The organism is Brevundimonas sp. (assembly GCF_019636155.1).
Classification (GTDB): Bacteria; Pseudomonadota; Alphaproteobacteria; order Caulobacterales; family Caulobacteraceae; genus Brevundimonas.
In genome coordinates this window covers 1-24,797 of sequence record NZ_JAHBYB010000016.1, presented here as the reverse complement: position 1 = coordinate 24,797, position 24,797 = coordinate 1, and the positions used below count along the sequence as shown (strand labels likewise).

Sequence of the window (24,797 nt, the reverse complement as noted above, 5' to 3'; positions counted from 1 at the left end):
TTTGTCCGCACACGGCAACGAAGGGCGAGGGGCGCGGTTCCTTCAGGATGCGGACACATAACCGAGTCCAAGTTTCATAAAGACTTTCAGCACTCCGTCACCCTCGGGCTTGTCCCGAGGGCCCATCCCTGCGTCGTCCTCGAACGCGGATGGTCCTCCTCAACGGCTGGAACAGCCATCTGTCCAGCCTGCATCCGCCATGGGCCCTCGGGACAAGCCCGAGGGTGACGAAATCTACGGGCTCAAAACCTAGACGCCGGCGTCGCGCAGGCGGGCGCGCAGATCGTTGATCCAGTCGCGCCCCGGATCACCGCCCCACAGGTTCCAGGCGATCCAGCCGGTGGAGGGCCGATCCTCATCGCCCCAGCCCCGCGCGCGGGCGTCGACGGCGTGGCGGGCGAAATAGCTGTAGATGGCCTTGATGTCGCGGTCGCTGACCGGCTCGCGGTTGCACAGGCGTTCGGCCCGCCGCACCCCCACCTCGGTCCCGCCGCGATGATGTAGGGCCCGCAGGCGCAGGCCGTCGGCCGCAGCGTCGGCCACGGCGTCGGGCGGTGTGCGGGCCGCGTCGTCCAGGCAGGGGTGGTCGATCATGCGGCGGTCCGTGGTTTCGCTTGACCCCGGCGACAGGGCGGGGGAGCAGACCCTTATGAACTATCGCCACAGCTTTCATGCCGGAAACTTCGCCGACCTGGTCAAGCACGCCCTGCTGCTGCGTCTGATCGCGGAACGGCAGGCGGCGGGGCCGCTGACGGTGTTCGACACCCATGCGGGGGCCGGGCTCTATGACCTGACCGGAGACGCCGCGCGGTCGACGGAAGCCGAGGCCGGGGTGGCGCGGCTGATGGCGGCAGGGGGAGGCCTGCCCGCGCCGATCCAGGCCCTGGCCGATCAGGTGGCGGCCCTGAACCCTGAAGGCGGGGTGCGTTTCTATCCGGGCTCGCCCCTGCTGGCGGCCCGGGCGCTGCGGCCCGGCGACGCCTATCGCGGGTTCGAGTTGCGGGATGAGGTGAAGGCCCTGCTGGACGAGGCTTTGTCCGATTTTTCTGCGGCGTCGGCTGAGGGGGGCGACGGCTATGACGCCCTGCCGGGGGCCATGCGGCGCGCGCGCGGATCGCTGGTGCTGATCGACCCGCCGTTTGAACGGGGCGACGACTATCACCGCGCGGCCGATGCGGTGATCGCCGCGCGGCGGGCCGATCCGGCGGGGGTGGTGGCCGTCTGGACCCCGCTGAAGGATATGGAGACCTTCGACGGCTTCCTGCGGCGGTTGGCGCCGGCGGGGCCCGCCCTGGTGGCCGAGGCGCGGCTGCGGCCCCTGACCAATCCGATGAAGATGAACGGCTGCGCCATGGTGATGCTGAACACCTCGCCCGCCATCGAACAGGACGCGCAATCGGTCTGCGCCTGGGTGGCCGAAACCCTCGGCGAGGCCGGGGCGCGGGCCGAGGTCTGGCGCTCATGAGCCGTATCGCCATCCTGGAGACCGGCGCCCCGCCGTCGGCCCTGCAGCCGCGCTTCGGCGACTATGCAGACATGTTCGACGCCCTCCTTGGCGACGGCTTCACGACGCAGAGGTTCGACGTTTCGGCTGGCGATCTGCCCGATGTGGCCGCGTTCGACGGCGCCGTCCTCACCGGCTCGGCGGCGGGGGTCTATGAGGATCACGCCTGGCTGCCGCCCCTGTTCGACTGGATCCGGCAGGCGAAGGGCCAGACGCGGCTGGTCGGCGTCTGTTTCGGCCATCAGGCCATGGCCCAGGCCCTGGGCGGACGGGTCGAGAAGTCCGAGCGCGGCTGGGGCGTCGGCCTGCATGCCTATGACGTCGTGTCGGCCGAGCCCTGGATGCAGCCGTCCGCTGACCGCGTCGCCCTGCCGTGTTCGCACCAGGATCAGGTGGTCGAGACACCGCCCCAGGCCCGCGTCTGGCTGGCCAGCGCCTTCACCCCCTTCGCCGGACTGGCCTGGGGGACCGACGCCGTCTCGATCCAGCCCCACCCGGAGTTCGCCCCCGACTTCGCCGTAGCCCTGCACGAGGGGCGGCGCGGGCGGATCGAGGAGGCGCTGCTGGATCAGGCCGTGCAGAGCCTGGGCGCGCCGAATGACCGCGTACTGGTCGGCGGCTGGATCAGAGGGTTCCTGGGCGGCTGATCAGGGCCATTTCACCAGGGGCGGCATGGAACTGAGGATCGAATCGACATTGCCGCCGGTCTTCAGGCCGAACATGGTGCCGCGGTCGTAGAGCAGGTTGAACTCCACATAGCGGCCGCGTCGGACCAGCTGTTCCTCGCGCTCCTGGGCTGTCCACGGCTCCTGCATCCGGCGGGCGACGATCGGGACATAGGCGTCGATGAACGCCTGGCCCACGTCGCGGGTGAAGGCGAAGTCGGCGTCGTGATCGCCGCTGTCCAGATGGTCGTAGAAGATGCCCCCGGTCCCGCGCGGCTCGTTGCGGTGGGGCAGGAAGAAATACTCGTCGCACCAGGCCTTGAAGCGGGCGTAGTGGTCCGGGTCGTGGGCGTCGCAGGCGGCCTTCAGGGCGGCGTGGAAATCCACCGTGTCGGGATGGTCGGGGCGCCGGTCGGCGTCCAGCACCGGCGTCAGATCGGCCCCGCCGCCGAACCAGCTTCTGGTCGTTGTGATGAAGCGGGTGTTCATGTGCACCGCCGGCACGCGCGGACTGACCGGATGGCAGATCAGGCTGATCCCTGTGGCGAAGAAGCGGGGGTCCTCGGCCGCGCCCGGCACCTGTTTCGCATAGTCGGCCGGAAAGGCGCCGTGCACGGTGGAGCAATGCACCCCGACCTTCTCGAACAGGCGGCCGCTCATCATGCCCATGACGCCGCCGCCGCCCTCGGGCCGGTCCCACGGCGTGCGCACGAACCGGCCGGGTTCGCCGGGGAACAGGTCCGCCGCCGCCTGGTCCTCCAGCGCCTCGAAGGCGGCGTGGATGCGGTCGCGCAGGGACTCGAACCACTGGCGGGCGGCGTCCTGGCGCTGGGTCAGCGAGGCGGAGGTCGGGGTCATCGGGGCATCAAACATGGCCGGGCCTTCGTGAACAGTCCCCGCGGCCATAGACCCGGCGCGGCGCGCGCGCCTTGATCCAGATCACTTTGCAAAGCGTGGCCGCATGGGCCAGCATGCCGGCTTCGTCTTCCTGGGGAGTATCGTCATGCGTCTTGTCACCTTCGCCGCCGCCGTATCCGTCCTGGCCCTCACCGCCGCCACCCCCGTCCTGGCCCAGGACGGCGAGGCCCGCGCCCGCGAGATCCTGCGCGGCACGCCGCTGATCGACGGCCACAACGACCTGCCCTGGGCCCTGCGCGAAACCTATGGCAACGATCCCCACGCGGTGGACCTGACCACCGACCTGCACGCCTCGACCAAGCTGCACACCGACATCCCGCGCCTGCGGGCGGGCGGCATGGGGGGCCAGTTCTGGTCCGTCTATGTCCCGGCCAGCCTGCCGCCGCTGGAGGCCATGCGCGCCACCTTCGAACAGGTCGACACCGTCAAGCGCCTGGTCGCCGCCCATCCGGACGTCTTCGCCCTGGCCACCACGGCCGACGATATCGAGCGCATCCACCGCGAGGGCAAGATCGCCAGCCTGATCGGCATCGAGGGCGGCTATTCCATCGCCGGCTCCATGGCCGTGATGCGCGAATTCCACGACGCCGGGGTCCGCTACATGACCCTGACCCACTCCAAGACCACCGACTGGGCCGACAGCGCCACCGACGCGCCCCAGCACGACGGCCTCAGCGCCTTCGGTGAATCGGTCGTGCGCGAGATGAACCGCATCGGCATGATGGTGGACCTGAGCCATGTGTCCGAGGCCACCATGGTGGACGCCATCCGCGTGTCCGAGGCGCCGGTGATCTTCTCCCACTCCTCGGCCCGGGCCGTGACCGACCACCCGCGCAATGTGCCCGATGCGGTGCTGCGCCAGATGGCCGACAACGGCGGCATCGTCATGGTCACCTTCGTGCCCGGTTTCGTGAACGCGGAAAACAGCGCCTGGAGCAATGCGGCCATGGCGGAGGCCCAGCGCCTGGGCCTGAACCTGCGCACGGCGGCCGAGTCGCCCGAGATGCAGGCCTGGATCCAGTCCCATCCGCGCCCGACCACGACGATCGAACATGTCCTGGCCCATATCCAGCATGTGCGTGATGTGGCGGGCATCGACCACATCGGCCTGGGCGGCGACTTCGACGGCGTCGGCGAATTGCCGCAGGGCGTCGAGGGGGTGGACGCCTATCCGCGCATCCTGGCCGCCCTGATGGAACGCGGCTGGTCCGAGGCGGACATCCGCAAGCTGGCGGGCGAGAACATGCTGCGGGTCATGCGCGCGGTCGAGGCCGTGGCCGCCGCCAAGGCCTCCGAACGCCCCAGCCTGGAACGCGCGCCCGAACCCGCGGCCTGAGGAAGAGTGCAAGTCTCCTCCCCATCAGCGATGGGGAGGAGACAGTGTCCCGGGCAGGTACGCGCCGCAAAGGGGGCCCTTTTCAGGGCAGGCCGCCCGTCGCGCCCAGGGCCTGGAACAGGGCGATCCCGGCGCTGACCGACAGGTTCAGGCTGCGCGTCTCGGCGCGGATGGGGATGAAGACCCGCGCGTCCGCCGCCCCGTGCACGAAATCCGGCGCCCCGGCCGATTCCCGGCCGAACAGCAGGATGTCGTCGTTCCGGAACGAAAACCCGTCCAGCCTCTGGGCCCCGCGGGTGGTGAACAGCACCAGCCGCCCCGGCCCGCGCGCCGCCTGGAACGCGTCCCAGTCCGCATGTCGGACCATGTGCGACAGGGGGCCGTAATCCAGGGCCGCGCGCTTCATGGCGCGGTCGTCGAAACGGAAACCGGTGGGCTCGATCACATGCAGTTCGACGCCGAAACAGGCGCTCAGCCGGATGCAGGCGCCGACGTTCTGAGGAATGTCCGGTTGAAAAAGGGCGAGACGCATTCTAAGGCCCTGCATACGCGCGGCCAGGGGGCTTGTCGCGGCTCAAATTGCGAGTGTTTCGCAAGTAGCATCTGCTGCTTACGGAATCGCCGCCATGACGGGCCGGACGAGATTTCTATGGTCCGCCTTCGATAGATTTGCGTCGGTCCGAACGTCCTTTGCGGCGGGGGACATGCGCTCAGGAGAACGAATCGGTGGCTCAAGACCAAGGCGATCCGAACGACAAGGATCCCAACCGCAGGGACTTCATCCATATCGCCGCCGGTGCGGCGGCGGCCGGTGCGGGCGTGATGGCGGCCTGGCCGCTGATCAACCAGATGAATCCGGCGGCCGACACCCTGGCCCTGGCCTCGATCGAGTTCGACCTGACCAAGGTGCTGGAAGGCCAGCAGGTGGTCATCAAATGGCAGGGCAAGCCGGTCTTCGTGCGCTACCGCACGCCCAAGGAGATCCAGGAAGCCGCCACGACCCCCATGTCCTCGCTGAAGGACCCCCAGTCGGACGCCGACCGGGTCAAGTCGGGTCACAGCCAGTATCTGGTCGTCATCGGATCGTGCACCCACCTGGGCTGCGTGCCGACCTTCGGCGCCGGCGATTTCGGCGGCTGGTTCTGCCCCTGCCACGGGTCGCACTACGACACCTCGGGCCGCATCCGCAAAGGTCCGGCGCCCAAGAACCTGGTGGTGCCGACCTATGATTTCATGTCCGACACCCGCGTGAAGATCGGCTGAGGACGGATCAGAGACCCATGAGCGATCACGAATCCACCTACGTCCCCAAGACCGCTTTCGAGCGCTGGATGGACACCCGCCTGCCGATCATCCGCTTCGGCATGGATTATGCGACCCTGCCGACCCCCAGGAACCTGAACTACTGGTGGACCTTCGGCGGCATCCTGGCCCTGTGCCTGGTGATCCAGATCGCCACCGGCGTGGTCCTGGCCATGCACTATGTGCCGAACGTCGACATGGCCTTCGCCTCGGTCGAGCGCATCATGCGCGACGTGAACGGCGGCTGGCTGATCCGCTACGTCCACGCCAACGGGGCCTCGATGTTCTTCATCGCGGTCTATCTGCACATGCTGCGCGGCCTCTATTACGGCTCGTACAAGGCCCCGCGCGAGATGATCTGGATCGTCGGCTGCGTGATCTTCTTCCTGATGATCGCCACCGCCTTCCTGGGCTATGTCCTGCCCTGGGGCCAGATGTCCTTCTGGGGCGCCGAGGTGATCACCAACCTGATCGGGGCCATCCCGGTGGTGGGCGAGCCGATCCTGATCTGGCTGCGCGGCGGCCCGGCGATCGACAACGCCACCCTGAACCGCTTCTTCTCGCTGCACTACCTGTTGCCGTTCGTCATCGCCGGCTGCGTGGTGCTGCACCTGTGGGCCCTGCACCACGCGGGTCAGAACAACCCCGTCGGCATCCTGATCCCCAAGGACCGGATGGCCAAGGACACCGTGCCCTTCCACCCCTATTTCACGGTCAAGGACGGGTTCGCCATCATCCTGTTCCTGATCCTGTTCGCGGTGTTCGTCTTCTACATGCCGAACGCCCTGGGCCACGCCGACAACTACATCCCGGCCAACCCGCTGCAGACCCCGGCGCACATCGTGCCCGAGTGGTATATGCTGCCCTTCTACGCCATCCTGCGCGCCATCCCCGACAAGTTCGGCGGGGTGGTGGCCATGTTCGGCGCCATCGGGGTGCTGTTCGTCCTGCCGTGGCTGGACACCTCGCGGGTGCGGTCGATGCGCTATCGCCCGACCATGCGGACCTGCTTCATCATCTTCCTGTTCGTCTGCTTCGGCCTGGGCTGGTGCGGCGCCCAGCTGCCGGACGCCCCGGTGATCCCGGGCATGCCCAGCTTCGCCCTCTTCGACGGCCAGCTGAATTCCTACCTGTGGCTGACGCGCCTGTTCACCGCCTACTATTTCGTCTTCTTCCTGATCCTGATGCCGCTCGTCGGGCTGAAGGAGACGCCGTTGCCGGTGCCGGCCTCGATCTCCGAGCCGGTCCTGCCGGGCGCCGACGAGCCGAAGGCGTGAGGGCGATCATGACTGTTGGAACCCAAACCGTGCTCAAGACCCTCGCTTCCGCCGCCGCCGCCCTCGGCCTGATCGCCGCGGCCTCTCCGGCCCTGGCCTCGGGCGGGGCGATGCACCCGCGTTCGGGCGGCTTCACCTTCGAGGGGCCGTTCGGCACCTTCGACCAGGGCCAGCTGCAGCGCGGCTACAAGGTCTACCGCGAGGTCTGCGCCGCCTGCCACAGCATGAACCTGATGCATTTCAGGAACCTGGGCGATCCGACCGGGCCCTTCTATGACGCCCACTACAAGAACCCGAACGACAACCCGATCGTGAAGGCCCTGGCGGCCGAGATTCAGGTGCCCGATATCGACAGCGAGACCGGCGAGCCGATCCGCCGCGACGCGACCCCGGCCGACCGCTTCCCCAATCCCTATCCGAACGCGACGGCCGCTGCCGGGGCCAACGGCGGGGCCGCGCCGCCGGACCTGTCGGTCATGGCCAAGGCGCGCCACGGCGGCGCCGACTACATCTATTCGCTGCTGACCGGCTATCGCGCCGCCCCGGCGGGCCTGCAGATCCGCGACGGCCAGCACTACAACCCGTGGATGGCGGGGGACATGAGCCCCTTCTGGACCGGCGACCACGACCATGTGCCGCCCGGCGGCTTCATCGCCATGCCGCCGCCGCTGCAGGACGGACAGGTCACCTATGACGACGGCACGACGGCCAGCGTCGATCAGATGTCCAAGGACGTGGCCGCCTTCATCGCCTGGTCCTCCGACCCGCACGCCACGGCGCGCAAGCAGACCGGCCTGGGCGTCATGATCTTCCTGATCCTGTTCGCCGGCCTGACCTACGCCAGCTACCGCCGCATCTGGAAGGGCGTGGCCCACTAAGGCGCGCGATACCCGCACCGACCGAACGACCCGCCGGGCCTCGCCGCCCGGCGGGTTTTTCTTGGCTGCTTGCCATGTCGAAAAAGTGCTTTATAACGCAAAGCACATACCGGGAGAATGAGATGACGGCTTTCACGAACATCAGGACGGGTCTGGTCGCGGCGGCGGCCGTTCTGACCCTGGGGCTGGGAACGGCGAGCGGCGCCAGGGCCCAGGAGTCGCAGGATGAGCGCCAGGCCGCCCAGCGCGAGGCTATCGCGAAGCTGCGGCCGATGCAGGGCGTCTGGGTCGGGCCGGCCAACGGCATGAACGGCCCGGGCCAGCCCTTCGCCGTGACCCAGACCGAACGGATAGGCCCCATGCTGGACGGCTCGATCCTGGTGATCGAGGGGCGGGGCTACAACCCCGACGGCACGACCGGCTTCAACGCCTTCGCCGTGGTCTCCTACGAGCCGGACACCGGCAAATACGAGATGCGCAGCTACGCCCAGGGCCGGGCGGGGACCTTCGAACTGACCCCCACCGACACCGGCTATGTCTGGGAAATCCCGGCCGGGCCGGGGGTGGTGCGCTATGTCGCCGACATCACCGACACCACCTTCCACGAGGTCGGCGACTTCGTCATGCCGGGCGTTCCGGCCCAGCGGATCTTCGAGATGACCCTGACCCGGCGCGGCGACAGCGACTGGCCGGCCCAGGGGGCGATCGATCCACGGCCCTGAACGCGGCCCCGCGTCGTCATCCCCGCATCGACAGGCGGGATGCGCGCCGATAGGGTCCCGGCCGGGTTTGTTCACTGTCCGGGATCCTGTCGACATGCGTCTGAAATCGTCTCTGCTGGTCGCCGCCGCGGCCGCCTGCCTGCTGTCCGCCTGCGCCACGACCGGGAGCGCCCCGATGGCGACGGCCGGCGCGGCCGATGCGGCCCCGTTCGACGCCGCCCGCCTGTCCGAACACGTCCGCATCCTGTCGGACGACAGTTTCGAGGGTCGGGGCATCGCCACCCCGGCCGAGGACAAGGTGATCCGCTACCTCAGCGAACAATACGCCGCCGCCGGATTCCAGCCGGGCGGTCCGAACGGCGCCTGGACCCAGGACGTGACCCTGAACCGCTTCACCGTCTCCAACGCCTCGGCGACGCTGAAGGTGGGCGACTGGTCCCACCCGGTGCGGCCGGGCCAGGACATGGTCTTCTCGACCCGCCTGCCGGGCGCCGAGGTCGACCTGAAGGACGCGCCCCTGGTCTTCGTCGGCTACGGCATCAAGGCGCCCGAGCGGAACTGGGACGACTTCAAGGGCCAGGACATGCGCGGCAAGATCCTGGTCGTCCTGGTCAATGACGCCGACTTCGAGGAGCCGTCGCTGGACACCTTCAACGGCCGGGCCATGACCTACTACGGCCGCTGGACCTACAAATACGAAGAGGCGGCGCGCCAGGGGGCCGCGGGCGTCATCATCGTGCACGAGACGGCGCCGGCCTCCTACGGCTGGGCCACGGTGGCCAACTCCTGGACCGGGCCCCAGTTCGACATCGTGCGCCAGAACGCGGCGGCCGAGCGCGTGCCGCTTGAAAGCTGGATCCAGCGCGACCTGGCCGTGGACCTGTTCCGCCGCGCCGGCCTGGATTTCGAGGCCCTGAAGGTCCAGGCCCGCAGCCGCGACTTCCAGCCGACCGCCCTGACCGGCGCCTCGCTCAGCGCCCATATGGACGTGGCCAGCGAACAGATCGTCACCCACAACGTCATCGCCCGCCTTCCGGGCACGACCCATCCGGACGAGACCATCCTCTACACCGGCCACTGGGACCACCTGGGCATGGGCGAGCCGGACGCCGACGGCGACCGCATCTTCAACGGCGCGGTGGACAACGCCTCGGGCACCGCCGCCCTGCTGGAGCTGGCCCGCGCCTGGGGGCGGGGGCCGCGCCCGGAACGGTCGATCGTCATGATCAGCTTCACCGCCGAGGAAAGCGGCCTGCTGGGTTCGGAATTCTACGCCGCCAATCCGGTCTATCCGCTGGAGACGACGGTGGCCGGCTTCAATCTGGATGCCATGAACGTCTATGGCCGGGTCGAGAACCTGCAGGTGGTCGGCTGGGGCCAGTCGGACCTGGATGAGCGCCTGGCCGCCGCCGCCGAACGCCAGGGCCGCACCACCGTGCCCGAGGGCAATCCCGCCGCCGGCTCCTACTTCCGCTCGGACCACTTCCCCCTGGCCAAGCGCGGGGTGCCGATGGCCTATGCCGACGGCGGCGGCGACTTCCGTGACGAGCCCAAGGCCGAACGCCAGGCCCGGGCCGGCGACTACGGCGCGCGCCGCTATCACCAGGCGGCGGACGAATGGTCGCCCGACTGGGACTTCTCGGGCCAGATCGAGGACATGGAGGTCGCCTACTGGATCGGCCGCGACCTGGCCGACAGCCGCGACTGGCCGGGCTGGAAGCCGGGCTCCGAGTTCGGCCCCGCCCGCGCCGCCAGCGACGCCCGCCGCGCGCGCTAGATGACCAAACCGTAATGCTTCGCCGGGCGGCGCCCGCATTAAGGTGCCGCCCTCAACGGGGCATTGGAGTCCAGTATGTTTCGACGTTTCATCGGCGGCGTCGCCGCCGCCGCCATGGTGCTGGCCGCCGGCGCGGCCCTGGCCCAGGATATCTCGGCCGACCGGATCAGCGACGGCATCCGCCACATCAGCAGCGACGCCTTCCAGGGCCGATATCCGGGCACCGAGGGCGAGCGCCTGACCCTGGACTGGCTCCAGGCCCAGTATGAGGAAATGGGCTTTCAGCCCGGCGGCCCCAACGGCCAGTGGCTCCAGCATGTCGAGCTGAAGCGCTACACCCCGGTCGAAGGCGCCGCGCGCGCCAGCTGGACCGGCCCCGACGGCGCCCGCCACGACCTGGTCCAGGGCCGGGACATCGTCGTGCGCGCCACCACCAACGACGGCCGCGCCGATATCCGCGACGCCGAGCTGGTCTTCGCCGGCTACGGCATCGTGGCGCCCGAGCGGAACTGGGACGACTACGGCGGCATGGACGTGCGCGGCAAGGTCGTCATCGTCCTGGCCGGAGAGCCCGACGGCGACCTCTTCAACGGTCCGTATCAGACCTATTACAGCAATATCGCGCGCAAGGCCGACGAGGCCTTCGAACGCGGCGCGGTGGGTGTCGTCAGCCTGACCCTCGGCGACATGGCCGAGCGCTCGTGGCAGATGGCGACGCGCATGGCCGCCATGCCGCGCCTGCCCGCCCTGGGCTCGGCCGACGTGGAGTTCTCGGCCACCCTGAACCCGGCCGTGGCCCATGCGTGGGGCCAGGCGGCGGGGCTGGATGAATCGGCCCTGACCTCGGTCGGTTCGGGCCGCTTCAAGGCCGTGGCCCTGAACGGCGTGCGCCTGTCGGTCCAGGCCCAGGAGCGGATCAACACCATCGTCACCCACAACCTGCTGGCCAAGATCGAAGGCACGACCCATCCCGACGAGGTCATCATCTATTCGGCCCACTGGGATCACGTCGGCGGCGAGGCCCAGCATCCCGACACGCCGGGCGACGACAAGATCTTCAACGGCGCCTGGGACAACGCCTCGGGCACCATCGGCATCCTGGAGATCGCGCGCCAGTTCAAGGCGGCGCCGACGCCCCAGCGCACCGTGGTCTTCGCCCATATGGCGGCCGAGGAAATGGGCCTGCAGGGCGCCTACGCCTATGCCGCCGATCCGGTCTATCCTCTGGAAACCACGGTGGCCGATATCAACATCGACATGCTGCCCCTGTCGGGCCCGACCCGCGACCTGCCGATCTTCGGCAAGGGGCAGACCGATCTGGAAGACCGCGTCCAGGCGATCCTGCAGCCCCAGGGCCGCTATGTCTCCGACGACGGCCAGCCCGAGCAGAACTTCTTCTATCGTTCGGATCACTTCCCCTATGCCCGCATGGGCGTGCCGGCGATCATGCCCTGGCACGGGGTCGACTGGGTCGATGGCGGCAAGGAGGCCGGCTGGGCCGCCTGGCGCGCCAAATTCGGGGCCGATTATCACAAGCCGTCCGACGAATGGTCGGCCGACTGGGACCTGCGCTCGGCGGTCGAGAACCTGACGGTCTTCTACCAACTGGGTCAGGACCTGGCGAACAGCCGCGACTGGCCCCAGTGGAAGCCGACGTCCGAGTTCGGCGCCATCCGCGCCCGCAGCGACGCCGCGCGCCAGTGACGATCAGGCTGTGACGCTGAAACTGCGCCCCCTGACCGGCGACGGCTCGCCGCCGGTCAGGGGGTCGTATCCCCAAGCCGTCGAAGCCAGCGGGGCGACCCGCTGGCTTTTCCTGTCCGGCCAGGTTCCCGTGGGGCCGGACGGCGCCGTCGCCCCCGACTTCCGCGGCCAGTGCGAACAGGTCTGGGCCAATCTGAAGGCCCAGCTGGCGGCGGCGGACATGGGCCTGGACAATCTGGTCAGGGTCACCACCTACCTGGCCGACCGCGCCCACGCCCTGGACAACCGCGAGGTGCGGCTGCGCATGCTGGAAGGGCGCCAGCCCGCCCTGACCGTCATCATCGTCGACCTGTTCGAAGCGGGCTGGATGGTCGAGATCGAGGCCGTGGCCGCCGCCTGAACCTGTCGCGGCGCCGGGCGTTATCGGGCCATGACCCCGCGCCTGATCCTTCCCCTGATCCTCTGCGGCATGGTCGCGGCCTGCGACGCCGGCGGGGTCAATCCGCCGACTGAGCCCGCCGATCCCGTCACCGGGCCGGAGACCCAGGTTCCGCCCACCGCCCCTGACCGGCGGCCCGGGGCGGGGCCGGTCAGGTTCGTCGGCCTGTGGGCGGCCCAGCCCGCCTGGTGCGCCGCGCCCCAGGGCGACCGGCGGCCGATCAACATCACCCCGACCCGGTTCGAAGGCTATGAGAACAGCTGCGCCATCGCCTCGGTGCGCGAAGCCGTGGCCGGCTGGGACGCGGTCCTGGCCTGCGAATCCGAAGGCCAGGCGCGGCGCGAGCGGGTCAATATGACCGTGGCCGCCGACATCCTGACCCTGACCTATGTCGACCGGGACGGCGTCTCGGTGAAACTGGGCCGCTGTCCGGCCCCCACGCCGCCGCCCACGCCGTAGTTTCCATCGACATCGAAATCCCACGCTTCCCTCTCCCGCTGGGAGAGGGCTTGAGCGCCCAAGAGCCCGTCAGGGCGATTGGCCTGGCGCGAAAGGGTGAGGGCCGGGTCTAAGACAGCCAGGCGGTCAACGGCTCAGGGGCCGCCCCTCACCCTTTTCTGGGCGTCGAAAACGGTCCGAGCCGATCAGCCGTTGAACAGGAAATGCATCACGTCGCCGTCCTTGACGACATAGCTCTTGCCCTCGGCCCTCAGCTTGCCCGCCTCGCGCGCGCCCGCCTCGCCCTTCAGGGCCACATAGTCGTCAAAGGCCACCGTCTCGGCGCGGATGAAGCCCTTTTCGAAATCGGTGTGGATCACCCCGGCCGCCTGCGGGGCCGTGGCCCCGACTGGAATGGTCCAGGCCCGCGCTTCCTTCGGCCCCACGGTGAAATAGGTCTGCAGCCCCAGCAGGTGATAGGCGCCCCGGATCAGCCGGTTCAGCCCCGGCTCGGCCAGGCCCAGGGTCTCGAGAAACTCGGCCTGTTCGGCGTCATCCAGGACGGCGATCTCGGACTCGATCTGGGCCGAGATGATCACCGTCTCGGCGCCGTCGGCCTTGGCCCGCTCGGCCACCTGGGCCGACAGTTCGTTGCCGGCGTCGGCCGAACCCTCATCGACATTGGCCACATAGAGGGCCGGCAGGGCGGTCAGCAGCTGCAGCATGTCCCAGGCCTTGCGGTCTTCCTTGGACACCTCGGCCACCCGCGCCGGTCGGCCGTCCCGCAAGGGGGCCAGGGCCAGGTCGATCATCTTCAGGGTCAGCTGGCTTTCCTTGTCGCCGCCCTTGGCCCGCTTCTCGACCTGGACCCGGCGCCGCTCCAGACTCTCCAGGTCGGCCAGCATCAGTTCGGTCTCGATGATCTCCAGGTCGCCGATCGGGTCGATGCGGTTCTCGACATGTGTGATGTCGTCATCGACGAAGCAGCGGGCGACGAAGGCGATGGCGTCGCAGTCGCGGATATTGGCCAGGAACTGGTTGCCCAGCCCCTCGCCCTTGGACGCGCCGCGCACCAGGCCGGCCACATCGACGAAGGTGATCCGCGCCGGAATGATCTCCTTGGACCCGGCGATCTCGGCCAGGGCGTTCAGCCGCGGCTCGGGCACGGCCACGTCGCCGGTGTTCGGCTCGATGGTGCAGAACGGATAGTTGGCCGCCTGGGCCGCCGCCGTCTTGGTTAGGGCGTTGAACAGGGTGGACTTGCCGACGTTGGGCAGGCCGACGATCGCGACTTTCAGGGCCATGGGATTCCTCGTGAGGCGCGGGCTTTAGCCGGTCCGCGCCCGTTTGTCAGGGCCTCAGGCGGCGCCGGGCAAGGGCGGCTGGGCCACCCGGGCCGTCACCGTGACCGGAGGGGCCTTCTCGAAGCTCAGCGTCAGGCTCACCGTGTCGCCCTGGACCAGGGGCGCGGCCAGGCCCAGCAGCATCAGATGGTCCGACCCCGGCTTCAGCGCCACCGCCCGGCCCGCCGCCAGGGGCAGGCCGTCGGGCAGCTCGCGCATGGTCATCAGGCCGTTCTCCTGGGTCACCTCGTGGATCTGGCCCTGGGCCGCCGCGGGCGAGGTCACGGCCGTCAGCCGGTCGTCGGTCGCCGCCGTCAGGGTCAGGTAGCAGCCGGTCAGGTCGCGCCCGTTCGGCGTCGGCCGGCACAGGGCCTCGGCGACCTCGACCCCGGGCGTCGCGGCGGGCGGGGCGCCGCAGCCGGCGGTCAGGGCCGCCAGGATCAGCAGGGACGTAAGGGCTCTCATCTCGACATGTCCTTGAAGCTCGCGTCCCTCTTAGACCCGGCCGTCTTCCGGGGGCAGGCGCCTATTCGCCGCGCGCCGCCTGGCGGGGGCTGTATTTGGGCGCCGGGGCCAGGCGCATGACCTCGGCCTGATACCGATCGTCGTCCCCGGCCAGGGCGAAGGGCAGGGCGTCGGCGCAGGCGTTCAGCAGGGCCTCCAGCCACGGCTGGTCCGCCTTGTGGAAATCCCCCAGCACATAGCCGTGCACCAGCGACGGCTCGCCCGGATGGCCCACCCCCATGCGCGCGCGGCGGAAATCGGGGCCCAGCTGGCTGATCAGGGACCGCACCCCGTTCTGGCCGGCCGCCCCGCCGCCGGTCTTCATGCGGAACCGGCCGGGGGCCAGGTCGATCTCGTCGTGGAAGACGATGACGTTCGCGGGGGCGACCTTGTAGAACCGCGCCGCCTCGCCGACCGCCCGTCCGCTCTCGTTCATATAGGTCTGGGGCTTCATCAGCAGGACCTTGACCGGCCCGTCCGCCGTCTGAACCTCGCCCTCGCGCACCACCGACTGGAATTTGGCTCGCTCCGGCCCGAAGCGCCAGCGGCCGGCGATGGCGTCGGCGGCCATGAAGCCGATGTTGTGGCGGTTGCCCTGGTATCTGGGGCCCGGATTGCCCAGGCCGGCCAGGATGATCATGGCTCAGCTCCCGAATATGGAAACGGCCCCGTCCGTCGCCGGAGGGGCCGTTCCGAAAGCGCGGTGACCGGAAGGATCAGCCTTCCGACGACTCTTCGGTCGCGGCCTCGTCGGCCTGTTCCGAGGCCGGAACCTCGGCGGCGGCGGCGGCGGCTTCGTCGGCGGCCTGGTCGGCGGCTTCGGACATGGCGGCCGAGGAGACCTTGATCGAGGCGATCATGAAGTCGCGGTCGTGGATGGCCGGCTGGACGCCTTCCGGCAGCTGGATGTCCGAGATGCGGATGGTGTCGCCCAGCTTGTGGCCCGACAGGTCGACGACCAGGTCTTCCGGAATGTGGTCGGCGCGGACTTCGATCTCGACCGTGTGGCGCACCACTTCCAGCGAGCCGCCCTGACGGAAGGCCTTGCACTGGTCCTGGTTGATGAAGTGCACCGGCACTTCGATCTTGATCATCTGGTTCTCGTCGACGCGCATCAGGTCGAAATGCAGCGGACGGTCGCTGACCGGGTCGAACTGCACCGCCTTGGCGATGACCGGCTGGGTTTCCTTGCCGTATTTCAGGGTCACCAGGTGGCCCAGCAGCTTGCCGGTGTAGAGCGACTTCTTGAAGTCCTTCTCGTTCACCGAAATCGGCACGGGGGCCTTGTCGCCGCCGTACAGGATGCCCGGCACGGCGCCGGCGCGACGCGCGGCGCGGGCGCCGCCGGTGCCCACGCCTTCACGGACGTCGACGTTCAGGATGATCTCGGCCATCTGGCTCGCCTCAATACAAAAGACGCCGTCGCTGGAACATCGCCTGCGCGGCGGGGTGAAAACCCTCGAATTCAAGAGCGGGCGTCATTACACGCATCCCGCCCGACACGCAACCGCCTGCGCGGCCGTTGCGCCCGGCCTGTGTCCAGCGCGCGTTCAGCCTCTAGTTCTGGGCCTGCTGGACGGCGTTCTGGGACGCGGCCGCGGCCTCGGCGGCGACGGCGGGGGTCGGCTCCAGGGTGACCGTCGGCGCCGGGGTCGGGACCATGGCCTGGGCCGTGCACTGGGACAGGTCGCGCGCCACGTGGCGGCCGACGCAGAACATGTCCTCATAGCTGGGCCGCGCCGCCGCCAGGCACTGGAACAGCATCAGCTTGGACATGTTCAGGCACATCTCGCTGTTGCTCTCGACGGTCAGGGCCTCGGTATTGGCCCGGCCGTCCTCCCCGGCGGCGCCCAGGGCGGCCAGGGCGGCGATGGCCAGGGCGTTGACCATGGCGGGGGTGAAGGGGGGCGCGACCCGCCCGCCGTGGGGCGACAGGCCTTCACCGCTGTTGGCGGCGGTGAACAGCCGGGCCGCGTCCTCGGCCGAGGGCAGCATGCGCGCGGCGGACAGGGTCTTGACCGATTCCAGCCGCACGTCGCGGTTGGCGATATGGACGTTGGCCCAGCGGCGGCGCGGGTCGCGGCGTTCCTGGATGGTGTAGGCGTCGCCCTCGATGGCCTCGGCGATCACCCGCATGGCCTCCGAATCGACGCCGATGGTCGAGGCGATCAGTCCCGCGGCGGCCTCGGCGCCGGGCAGGGTGGCGGCATAGGCGGGGTCGGCGACGATGCGGCTGATCATCATCTGACGCTGTTCCGGATCGGCGGCGAAGGTCCGCACCCCGGCCACGAACTCGGGCGACTGCAGCGCCAGGATCGAGCCATAGGCGATCAGGCCCCGCGACAGCTGGGCCGGCTCATAGGACGCGCCCCGACGCAGGGCCTCCTGGATGGATTCGGCGGTCGGGAAACCGGCCTCCAGGCTGGCGGCCTCGCGCATGAAGGCGACATAGATCGAGGCCGCCTCGGCCACCTCCTGGTTCAGCGCCACGGCCGGCGGCGGCGGGGGCGGCGGCGGGGGAGGGGGCGCGGGCTCCGGCTCGGGCGTGGCGCAGGCCGAAAGCACGGCCAGGGCGGCGAGGGCGGCGATCGACGGGCCGCGACGCGAGAAGGCCTGGAACATGGGCGGACTCTTTTCCCAAGTGAACGCGCGGCGCCGTGCGGCGCCGGAAACAGGATGGTCCTTATATCGCGTGCAAGAGGGTTTTCCGACCGTTAATCGAACAGGGTCGAGACCGATTCCTCGTTGGCGATCCGCCGGATAGCGTTGCCGATCAGGGGGGCCGCGGAAACCCTGACGATTTTCCCGCACTTCAAAACTTCGTCAGGCTGTTCGATGGAGTCGGTGATGACCAGGTGTTTCAGCGGCCCGTCCTGTACCCGCTGCACCGCCGCGCCCGACAGGACGCCGTGGCTGATATAGGCCGAGACCTCCGCCGCGCCCCGGTCGATCAGAGCCTTGGCCGCGTTCACCAGGGTGCCGCCCGAATCGACGATGTCGTCGAACAGGATGCAGCGCCGCCCCTCGACGTCGCCGATGATGTTCATCACCTCGCTCTCGCCGGCGCGCGGGCGGCGCTTGTCGACGATGGCCAGGTCAGCGTCCAGCCGCTTGGCCAGGGCCCGCGCCCGCACCACCCCGCCGACGTCGGGCGAGACGATCATCACCTCATTGGCCTTCTCGAACCGCTCCTTGATGTCCTTGGCCAGGATGGGCGTGGCCACCAGGGCGTCGGTCGGGATGTCGAAGAAGCCCTGAATCTGCCCGGCGTGCAGATCCATGGTCAGGACCCGGTCGGCGCCCGCCCGGGTGATCAGATTGGCCACCAGCTTGGCCGAGATCGGCGTGCGCCCGTCCGTCTTCCGATCCTGCCGGGCATAGCCGAAATAGGGCATGACCGCCGTGATCCGCCGCGCCGACGCCCGCACCAGGGCGTCGATGATGATCAGCAGCTCCATCAGGTTGTCGTTGGCCGGATAGCTGGTCGACTGGATCACGAAGACATCCTCGCCCCGGACGTTCTCCTCGATCAGGGCGAAGACCTCGTTGTCGGCGAAGCGCTTGACCTGGGCCTTGGTCAGGGGGGCGTCCAGGTGGTCGGCGATGGCCCTGGCCAGTGTGCGGTTCGAGTTTCCCGACAGCAGCTTCATGGCCCGGTCATCCTTTCGCCGTCATCGAAACGCCGACTGCGGCGCTCAACTGGGGCGCTCATAAGCACCGGCGCCGTCAGGGGCAAGTCGCGGCGGCCTTCGCCGACCGCATTGGCGCGCTTCGGACGCTGGTGTAGAGAACGCCTTCGCCGGGGCGGCGCGCGGGCGCCGATCCCCCCGACATGTCATGAGGTCGCCGTCCTTGTTCGTCTCCAAGTCCCGATCCGGTCTGATCCTGCTGATCGCCCTCATGGCGGGTTCCGCCGCCCTGGCCGGCTGCACGACCCGCGCCGCCCGGCCGCGCCTGGCCTATGAGGAACGCCCGGTCGAGGCCCTCTACAACGCCGGCCACAACCGGCTCAGCCGCGAACGCTGGAGCGACGCGGTCGACTATTTCCAGGAGGTCGAGCGCCAGCACCCCTATTCGGAATGGTCGCGCCGGGCCATCCTGATGCAGATCTACGCCAACTATCAGAACAACCGCTTTGAAGAGGCGATCGCGGCGGCGGACCGGTTCATCCAGCTGTTCCCCGGCAATCCCTCGGCGGCCTACGCCTTCTACATGCGGGCCCTGTGCAATTTCGAGCGCATCGTCGATGTCGGCCGCGACCAGGCCTATGCCGAACAGGCCCTGCAGGGACTGCGCGACGTGGCCCGCCGCTATCCGGGCACCCCCTACGCCAGCGACGCCCTGGTCAAGATCGACATGGTCAACGACCAGCTGGCCGGCAAGGAAATGGCCATCGGCCGCTACTACCAGTCCAAGAACCAGCCCCTGGCCGCCATCAACCGCTACAAGACGGTTGTCGAGAATGACGACTTCCAGCGCACCTCCCACACTCCCGAGGCCCTGTATCGCCTGGTCGAGATCTACGTCGGCCTGGGCCTGACCGAAGAGGCCACGCGCAACGGCGCCGTCCTGGGCCACAACTACCCCGGCAATGTCTGGTACAGCCGCGCCTACGCCCTGCTGACCAGCAAGGGCCTGTCGGCCGAGGGCGAGGCGCCGCCGCGCCGCGAGGGCTGGCTGTCGCGCCTGATCCCCGGCTGATCGCGGAATCGGCGCCGGCCGAGACGGAAATCCCTGACTCGTGCGTTGAATGGCCAAGGTGAGGCCAAATCGAGGCGCGGCCTGACGGCGATTTAACGGGGCATCGCCGCGTCGCTTCGATACGGATTCACCTGCGTTCGCGGCGCCTTGCCGTGCGGCGCCCCGTCAATCCTCTCGGCACGCACCCTATCCATGACCCTGCTCGTCCTGACGCTCCAAGCCGCCGCCCTGGCGGTCGATCCGGTCACCGCGACCGCCGCCGCCCCGGCCGCCGTCGCCCAGACCCAGACCTCGCCGACGGCCCAGACCGTCAGCGCCACCCAGGACCCCCTGACCTACGACCTGGGCGAGGTGGAGCTGACCACCTCGCGCGCCCGCGGCTCGGTCATCGGCGACATCGAGCCGGACATCGTGCTGGACGAGGCGACCCTGGCCACCTACGGCGCCTCGACCATCAGCGAACTGCTCAGCGCGCTCGAACCCCTGACCCAGAGCAACCGGGGCCGCAGCGGTGGCCAGCCGATCATGCTGATCAACGGCCGGCGCATCTCGGGCTTCCGCGAGATCGCCAACATCCCGGTCGAGGCCATCGAGCGCACCGAGATCCTGCCCGAGGAAGTCGCCCTGGCCTATGGCTACCGCGCCGACCAGCGGGTGGTGAATTTCGTCCTCAAACAGGGCTTCCGCTCGACCCAGGTCCAGAGCTCGGTCCGCGTCCCGACCCAGGGCGGCAAGACCACACTGACCGGCGACGTCGGCCTGTTCCGCATCGACGGCGGCGCCCGGCTGAACATCGATTTCGGCGGCACGCGCGAGACCGGCCTCTATGAGGACGAGCGCGACATCACCCGCGACGCCGGCCTGCCCTATTCGCGCCTGGGAACCGTGACCGGCATTCCCTTCGGAACCGAGATCGACCCCGCCCTGTCCGGCCTCGCCGGCGGGCTGACGACCCAGGCCCTGGCCCCCGCCGGCGCCGCCTCGGGTCCCGTCGGCCTGTCCGGTTTCGCGGCGGGCGCGGGCGCCTCCAGCCCCGATGACGCCACCGCCTGGCGCACCCTGTCGCCCAAGCGGGACGAGGTCCGGCTGAACGCCGCCATCACCCGCGGCCTGACCCAGGACATCAACAGCACCTTCCGCGCCAGCCTGACCGACTCCTCCAGCCTGAGCTATCTGGGCCTGCCCGGCGTCGCCCTGACCCTGCCGGCCGCCAGTCCGTATTCGCCCTTCGCCGGCGACGTCGCCATCTACCGCTACCTGGACGACGCCAACGCCCTGGCCCGCAAGGTGGACACCCAGGCCCTGGAGATGGCCACCGTCCTGGACGGCTTCCTGGGCGACTGGCGCTGGACCTTCAACGGCAACTACGAACGCACGGCCACAGACACCGACACCGGCCGCGGCCTGGACGTCAGCGCCTTCCAGGCCCTGCTGGACGCCGGCTCGCCCACGGCCAACCCCTTCGGCGAATTCGAGGCCCAGCGCCGCCCCTCCGACACCGCCAGCTCGGTCAACACCTACCTCAGCGGCGAGCTGGTCTTCACCGGCAATCCGATCGAGGTTCCGGCCGGCCGCACCAACGCCACCCTGAAGATCGGCGCCAACCGCCGCGCCCTGGATTCCACCAGCGTCCGCTCCGGCGTCACCACCGACCGGGAACAGTCGCGCGACACCGCCTCCTTCCAGGGCAGTTTCAGCCTGCCCCTGATGAACGCCGACGCGGGCGTGGGCCGGTTCGGCGACCTCAGCCTGAACCTCAACGCCGGCTATGACGAACTGTCCGATTTCGGCGGCCTGGCCACCCTGGGCGGCGGGCTGAACTGGTCGCCCAACGCCGACTGGAGCTTCCTGGTCTCCTACACCGACGAACAGGGCGCCCCGACGGTGTCCCAGCTGAACGACCCGGTCATCTCGACCCCCAACGTCCAGGTCTTCGACTTCGTCACCGGCCAGAGCGTCAACGTCACCCGCATCGACGGGGGCAACGCCAACCTGTCGGCCGACAACCGCCGCGTCTTCAAATTCGGCGTCAACTGGCAGCCGCTGAAGACCGCCGACCTCAGGATCAGCAGCGACTACACCGCCAGCCGCATCGAGGATCAGATCGCCACCTTCCCGACCATCACCCCGGACCTGGAGCGCGCCTTCCCCGACCGCTTCATGCGCGGGACCGGCGGCGAACTGCTGTCGATCGACGCCCGGCCGGTCAATTTCGCCTATGAAGAGCGTCAGGAGCTGCGCACCGGCTTCAACTTCAGCCGCGCCTTCGGCGAGCCCAACGCCGCCGCCATGGCCGCCCAGCAGCAGCGCCGCCCCGGCGGCCCCGGCATGGGCGGTGGCGGTCGCGGTCCCGGCGCGGGCGGCCCGCCTCCGGGCGGAGGCGGCGGCATGATGGTGGTCCAGTCCGGCCCCGGCGGCGGCCACGGCGGTCCGGGCGGCGGCGTCCGCATGGGCCGTCAGCGCGGCCCGGCCATGCAGCCCGGCCAGGGCCGGTTCAACATCTCGGTCTATCACACCTGGCGCATCCAGGACGATCTGCTGATCCGCGACGGCCTGCCGATCCTGGACCTGCTGGACGGCGGTTCGGTCAGCGGCCGCGGCGGCAATCCGACCCACGAGATCCAGGCCCAGGCCGGGGTGTTCAAGAGCGGCATGGGCGCCTTCCTGAACGTCACCTGGAAGGACGACACCCACGTCAACGGCGGCCTCAGCGGCCAGGACCTGTTCTTCTCGGACCAGACCACGGTCAATCTGAACATGTTCGCCGACCTGGGCCAGCGGCAGGGCCTGGTCGCCCGCTATCCCTGGCTCAAGGGCGCCCGGGTCAGCGTCGGGGTCCAGAACCTGTTCGACACCCGCCAGGATGTGACCGATTCCACCGGCCAGACCCCGCTGGGTTACCTGCCGGACCAGCTGGATCCCACCGGCCGCACGGTCTCGATCAACTTCCGCAAGCTGTTCTGACTCTGTTCCGGCCCGGACGGGGCTGTTAGTAAGGGACGCCGAATCCCATGCTGACCGCCCTTTCCATCCGCGACATCGTCCTGATCGACGCCCTGGACCTCGACGTCCCCGGCGGCCTGATCGTGCTGACCGGCGAGACCGGGGCGGGCAAGTCGATCATCCTCGATGCGCTGGGCCTGGCCCTGGGCGGGCGCGGCGACGCCGGCCTGGTGCGCGCCGGAGCGAAACAGGGGGTGGCCACGGCCGTCTTCTCGGCTCCGGACGACGAAGACCTGCTGGCCCTGCTGGCCGAGCGCGGGTTCGAGGTCGCGCCGGGCGAGGACCTGATCCTGCGCCGCATCGTCGGCGCCGACGGCCGGGGCAAGGCCTTCATCAACGACCAGCCGGCGGGCGTCGCCGCGATGCGCGAGATCGGCGCCCGCCTGGTCGAGGTGCATGGCCAGCACGAGACGGTGGGCCTGCTGGACTGGAAGACCCATCGCGGCCTGCTCGACGCCTATGGCGGGCTCCAGGCCCAGGTCGCCGCCGTCGCCGCCGCCTCCGAGCGGCTGAAGGCGGCCGAGGCGCATCTGGCCGACCTGCGCGCCCAGGCCGCGGACGCCGCCGCCCGCTCCGAGGAGATGGCGCTCAACCTCGCCGAACTGGACGCCCTGGACCCCCGCCCCGACGAAGAGACCGAACTGGCGGGCGAACGCGCCGTCCTGGGCGCGGCCGAAAAGGCCCTGTCCGACCTCGCCGACGCCCGCACCCAGCTGGGCGGCGACAAGCTTAGCCAGAAGCTGGCCGCCGCCCTGCGCGCGGTCGAACACGCCCGCCAGCGCGCGACCCAGGCCGGGGCCGACCCCGACCATCCCGTCATCCACCGCCTGGGCCTGGCGGCCGAGGCCATCGACCGCGCCCTGGTCGAGGCGACCGAAGCCGTCGCGGCCGTCGACGCCGCCGCCGACGCCTTCGATTTCGAGCCCGGCCGCCTGGACCGGGCCGAGGAACGGTTGTTCGCCCTTCGCGCCGCCGCCCGCAAGCTGAACACCACGGTCGAGGCCCTGCCGGACCTGCGGGTCCGCCTGCGCGAACAGCTGCGCCTGATCGAGGACGGCGCCGACGCCCTGTCCGCCGCCGGCCGCGCCGCCGCCCAGGCGGCCCAGGATTACGACGCCGTCGCCGCCCTGCTGTCGTCGGGCCGCGAGGCGGCGGCCGATCGCCTGGTCGCCGCCGTCATGGACGAACTGGGTCCGCTCAAGCTGGACCGCGCCCGGTTCCGCGTCGCCCTCGATCCGGTCGAGTCGGGCCGTCGCGGCCCCGGCGGCGTCGAGACGGCCCGGTTCCAGATCGCCACCAACGCCGGCGCGCCCTTCGGCCCTCTGGATTCGGTCGCCTCGGGCGGCGAACTGGCCCGTTTCGCCCTGGCCATGAAGGCGGCCCTGGCCGGCCGCGAGGGCCAGCGTCAGCCGGTCATGATCTTCGACGAGGTGGATCAGGGGGTCGGCGGCGCCGTGGCCGAGGCCGTCGGCCGTCGTCTCGAACGCCTGTCGCGCGGCGCCCAGGTCCTGGTCGTGACCCACAGTCCCCAGGTCGCCGCCCGCGGCGACGCCCACTGGAAGGTGATGAAGGCCGACGCCGAAGGCCGCACCCACACCACCGTCTCGGCCCTGGACGCCCCCCGCCGCCAGGAAGAGATCGCCCGCATGCTCTCCGGCGCCCAGGTCACCGACGAGGCCCGGGCGGCCGCGCGGGCGCTTATTGAATCCCCTTTACCGTAGGGAAAAGGTGGGGGTCTCGCTCCATGACATCCAACCCCCAAACACTTTTCGCCCGGAAGCTCCGCCACACCCAGACCCCTGCCGAGGCCAGGCTCTGGGAGGCCCTTCGGGCCGGCCGCTTCGACGGCCACAGGTTCCGTCGCCAACATCTCATCGGCCGCTACATCGCGGACTTCGCCTGCGAGCGCCTGATGCTGGTCATCGAACTGGACGGCGGCGTCCACGACCAGGACGACCGAGCCCTGAACGACCACCTCCGCCAGCAGGACATCGAAGCCTTGGGCTGGTTTGTTCTGCGGTTCTCGAACGAAATGGTGATGGGCCGTCTTCTTGAGGTTCTCGAGGCCATTCGCGAACAGATAAGGCTCGCGAGGCCATAACTATTCATAGTCCTTCTCCCCTCCCTCTCCCATAGGGAGAGGGCTTGAACGCCTGAGAGCCGCAGGCGATCAGACTTGCGTGAAAGGGTGAGGGGTTTCGCTCTCACCGGGCGGGCGCCGTAACCCCTCACCCTTTCGGCTATGCGCATCGCTTCGCTCTGCGAGCCTCAAGCCCTCTCCCAACG

At 69.6% G+C, this 24,797-nt stretch carries 24 protein-coding genes; 15 read left to right on the top strand and 9 right to left on the bottom strand.

Translation table 11 applies throughout. From position 1 onward, the window contains the following. Positions 1–249 precede the first annotated feature (249 nt). The gene (locus KF910_RS13170; protein WP_292263615.1) at positions 250–594 is read right to left on the bottom strand and encodes a hypothetical protein; all 345 of its coding nucleotides are present in this window, start codon (positions 592–594) and stop codon (positions 250–252) included. Positions 595–649: 55 nt separating this feature from the next. On the opposite strand from KF910_RS13170, the gene rlmJ reads away from it, so the two are divergent. Next, entirely contained in the window at positions 650–1,465 is an 816-nt protein-coding gene (rlmJ, locus tag KF910_RS13165) for a 23S rRNA (adenine(2030)-N(6))-methyltransferase RlmJ (protein WP_292263613.1), read from the top strand. Then, a complete protein-coding gene (locus KF910_RS13160; RefSeq protein ID WP_292263611.1) occupies positions 1,462–2,151 on the top strand; it encodes a type 1 glutamine amidotransferase in 690 nt (229 codons plus the stop codon). Before rlmJ ends, KF910_RS13160 begins: the two co-directional genes overlap by 4 nt. Here KF910_RS13160 and hemF read toward each other — a convergent pair whose 3' ends face one another. Continuing rightward, entirely contained in the window at positions 2,152–3,027 is an 876-nt protein-coding gene (gene hemF, locus KF910_RS13155; RefSeq protein WP_292263609.1) for an oxygen-dependent coproporphyrinogen oxidase, read from the bottom strand. It lies immediately after the preceding gene. Positions 3,028–3,130: 103 nt separating this feature from the next. Between hemF and KF910_RS13150 the strand changes: the two genes are divergently transcribed. Then, entirely contained in the window at positions 3,131–4,423 is a 1,293-nt protein-coding gene (locus KF910_RS13150; RefSeq protein WP_292263607.1) for a dipeptidase, read from the top strand. A gap of 82 nt (positions 4,424–4,505) precedes the next feature. Here the strand turns inward: KF910_RS13150 and KF910_RS13145 are convergent, their stop codons facing one another. After that, positions 4,506–4,955: a tRNA (cytidine(34)-2'-O)-methyltransferase gene (locus KF910_RS13145; protein WP_292263604.1), complete on the bottom strand. Its 450-nt coding sequence runs from the start codon at positions 4,953–4,955 to the stop codon at positions 4,506–4,508. A 194-nt stretch (positions 4,956–5,149) separates the two neighbouring features. On the opposite strand from KF910_RS13145, the gene petA reads away from it, so the two are divergent. The 8 genes from petA to KF910_RS13105 all read left to right on the top strand — a co-directional run bounded on the left by petA (position 5,150) and on the right by KF910_RS13105 (position 12,981). After that, positions 5,150–5,686 (top strand): ubiquinol-cytochrome c reductase iron-sulfur subunit, encoded by a 537-nt coding sequence (gene petA / locus KF910_RS13140; protein ID WP_292263603.1) that lies wholly within the window; start codon positions 5,150–5,152, stop codon positions 5,684–5,686. Positions 5,687–5,703: 17 nt separating this feature from the next. Beyond that, positions 5,704–7,002, top strand: coding sequence for a cytochrome b (locus tag KF910_RS13135; RefSeq protein WP_292263601.1), 1,299 nt, complete (start codon positions 5,704–5,706; stop codon positions 7,000–7,002). A 29-nt stretch (positions 7,003–7,031) separates the two neighbouring features. Further along, positions 7,032–7,880, top strand: coding sequence for a cytochrome c1 (locus KF910_RS13130; RefSeq protein ID WP_416354713.1), 849 nt, complete (start codon positions 7,032–7,034; stop codon positions 7,878–7,880). Between the two features lie 122 nt (positions 7,881–8,002). Further along, entirely contained in the window at positions 8,003–8,602 is a 600-nt protein-coding gene (locus KF910_RS13125; RefSeq protein WP_292263598.1) for a DUF1579 domain-containing protein, read from the top strand. 94 nt (positions 8,603–8,696) lie between these two features. Next, complete coding sequence (locus tag KF910_RS13120; protein ID WP_292263596.1) at positions 8,697–10,379, top strand: M28 family metallopeptidase; 1,683 nt, start codon at positions 8,697–8,699, stop codon at positions 10,377–10,379. Positions 10,380–10,454: 75 nt separating this feature from the next. Beyond that, a complete protein-coding gene (locus KF910_RS13115; protein ID WP_292263594.1) occupies positions 10,455–12,083 on the top strand; it encodes a M28 family peptidase in 1,629 nt (542 codons plus the stop codon). 10 nt (positions 12,084–12,093) lie between these two features. Then, on the top strand, positions 12,094–12,483 hold the full coding sequence (locus tag KF910_RS13110) for a RidA family protein (protein ID WP_292263593.1): 390 nt from the start codon (positions 12,094–12,096) through the stop codon (positions 12,481–12,483). Positions 12,484–12,513: 30 nt separating this feature from the next. Continuing rightward, the gene (locus KF910_RS13105; protein WP_292263591.1) at positions 12,514–12,981 is read left to right on the top strand and encodes a hypothetical protein; all 468 of its coding nucleotides are present in this window, start codon (positions 12,514–12,516) and stop codon (positions 12,979–12,981) included. Between the two features lie 185 nt (positions 12,982–13,166). Here the strand turns inward: KF910_RS13105 and ychF are convergent, their stop codons facing one another. From ychF to KF910_RS13075, 6 genes are all read right to left on the bottom strand, one after another. Then, positions 13,167–14,264: a redox-regulated ATPase YchF gene (ychF, locus tag KF910_RS13100; RefSeq protein ID WP_292263589.1), complete on the bottom strand. Its 1,098-nt coding sequence runs from the start codon at positions 14,262–14,264 to the stop codon at positions 13,167–13,169. Between the two features lie 54 nt (positions 14,265–14,318). Continuing rightward, positions 14,319–14,768, bottom strand: coding sequence for a copper chaperone PCu(A)C (locus KF910_RS13095; protein WP_292263587.1), 450 nt, complete (start codon positions 14,766–14,768; stop codon positions 14,319–14,321). A gap of 61 nt (positions 14,769–14,829) precedes the next feature. Next, a complete protein-coding gene (pth, locus tag KF910_RS13090) occupies positions 14,830–15,447 on the bottom strand; it encodes an aminoacyl-tRNA hydrolase (protein ID WP_292263585.1) in 618 nt (205 codons plus the stop codon). A gap of 76 nt (positions 15,448–15,523) precedes the next feature. Further along, on the bottom strand, positions 15,524–16,201 hold the full coding sequence (locus KF910_RS13085) for a 50S ribosomal protein L25/general stress protein Ctc (RefSeq protein ID WP_292263583.1): 678 nt from the start codon (positions 16,199–16,201) through the stop codon (positions 15,524–15,526). 163 nt (positions 16,202–16,364) lie between these two features. Continuing rightward, the gene (locus KF910_RS13080) at positions 16,365–17,429 is read right to left on the bottom strand and encodes a hypothetical protein (RefSeq protein ID WP_292263581.1); all 1,065 of its coding nucleotides are present in this window, start codon (positions 17,427–17,429) and stop codon (positions 16,365–16,367) included. Between the two features lie 92 nt (positions 17,430–17,521). Continuing rightward, positions 17,522–18,457, bottom strand: coding sequence for a ribose-phosphate pyrophosphokinase (locus tag KF910_RS13075; RefSeq protein ID WP_292263579.1), 936 nt, complete (start codon positions 18,455–18,457; stop codon positions 17,522–17,524). A gap of 187 nt (positions 18,458–18,644) precedes the next feature. On the opposite strand from KF910_RS13075, the gene KF910_RS13070 reads away from it, so the two are divergent. The 4 genes from KF910_RS13070 (at position 18,645) to KF910_RS13055 (ending at position 24,612) form a co-directional block, all read left to right on the top strand. After that, entirely contained in the window at positions 18,645–19,508 is an 864-nt protein-coding gene (locus KF910_RS13070) for an outer membrane protein assembly factor BamD (protein WP_292263578.1), read from the top strand. A gap of 192 nt (positions 19,509–19,700) precedes the next feature. Then, on the top strand, positions 19,701–22,472 hold the full coding sequence (locus KF910_RS13065; protein ID WP_292263577.1) for a TonB-dependent receptor: 2,772 nt from the start codon (positions 19,701–19,703) through the stop codon (positions 22,470–22,472). Positions 22,473–22,519: 47 nt separating this feature from the next. After that, complete coding sequence (gene recN / locus KF910_RS13060; protein WP_292263575.1) at positions 22,520–24,232, top strand: DNA repair protein RecN; 1,713 nt, start codon at positions 22,520–22,522, stop codon at positions 24,230–24,232. Between the two features lie 23 nt (positions 24,233–24,255). Then, a complete protein-coding gene (locus tag KF910_RS13055) occupies positions 24,256–24,612 on the top strand; it encodes an endonuclease domain-containing protein (RefSeq protein WP_292263573.1) in 357 nt (118 codons plus the stop codon). Positions 24,613–24,797: the final 185 nt, after the last annotated feature.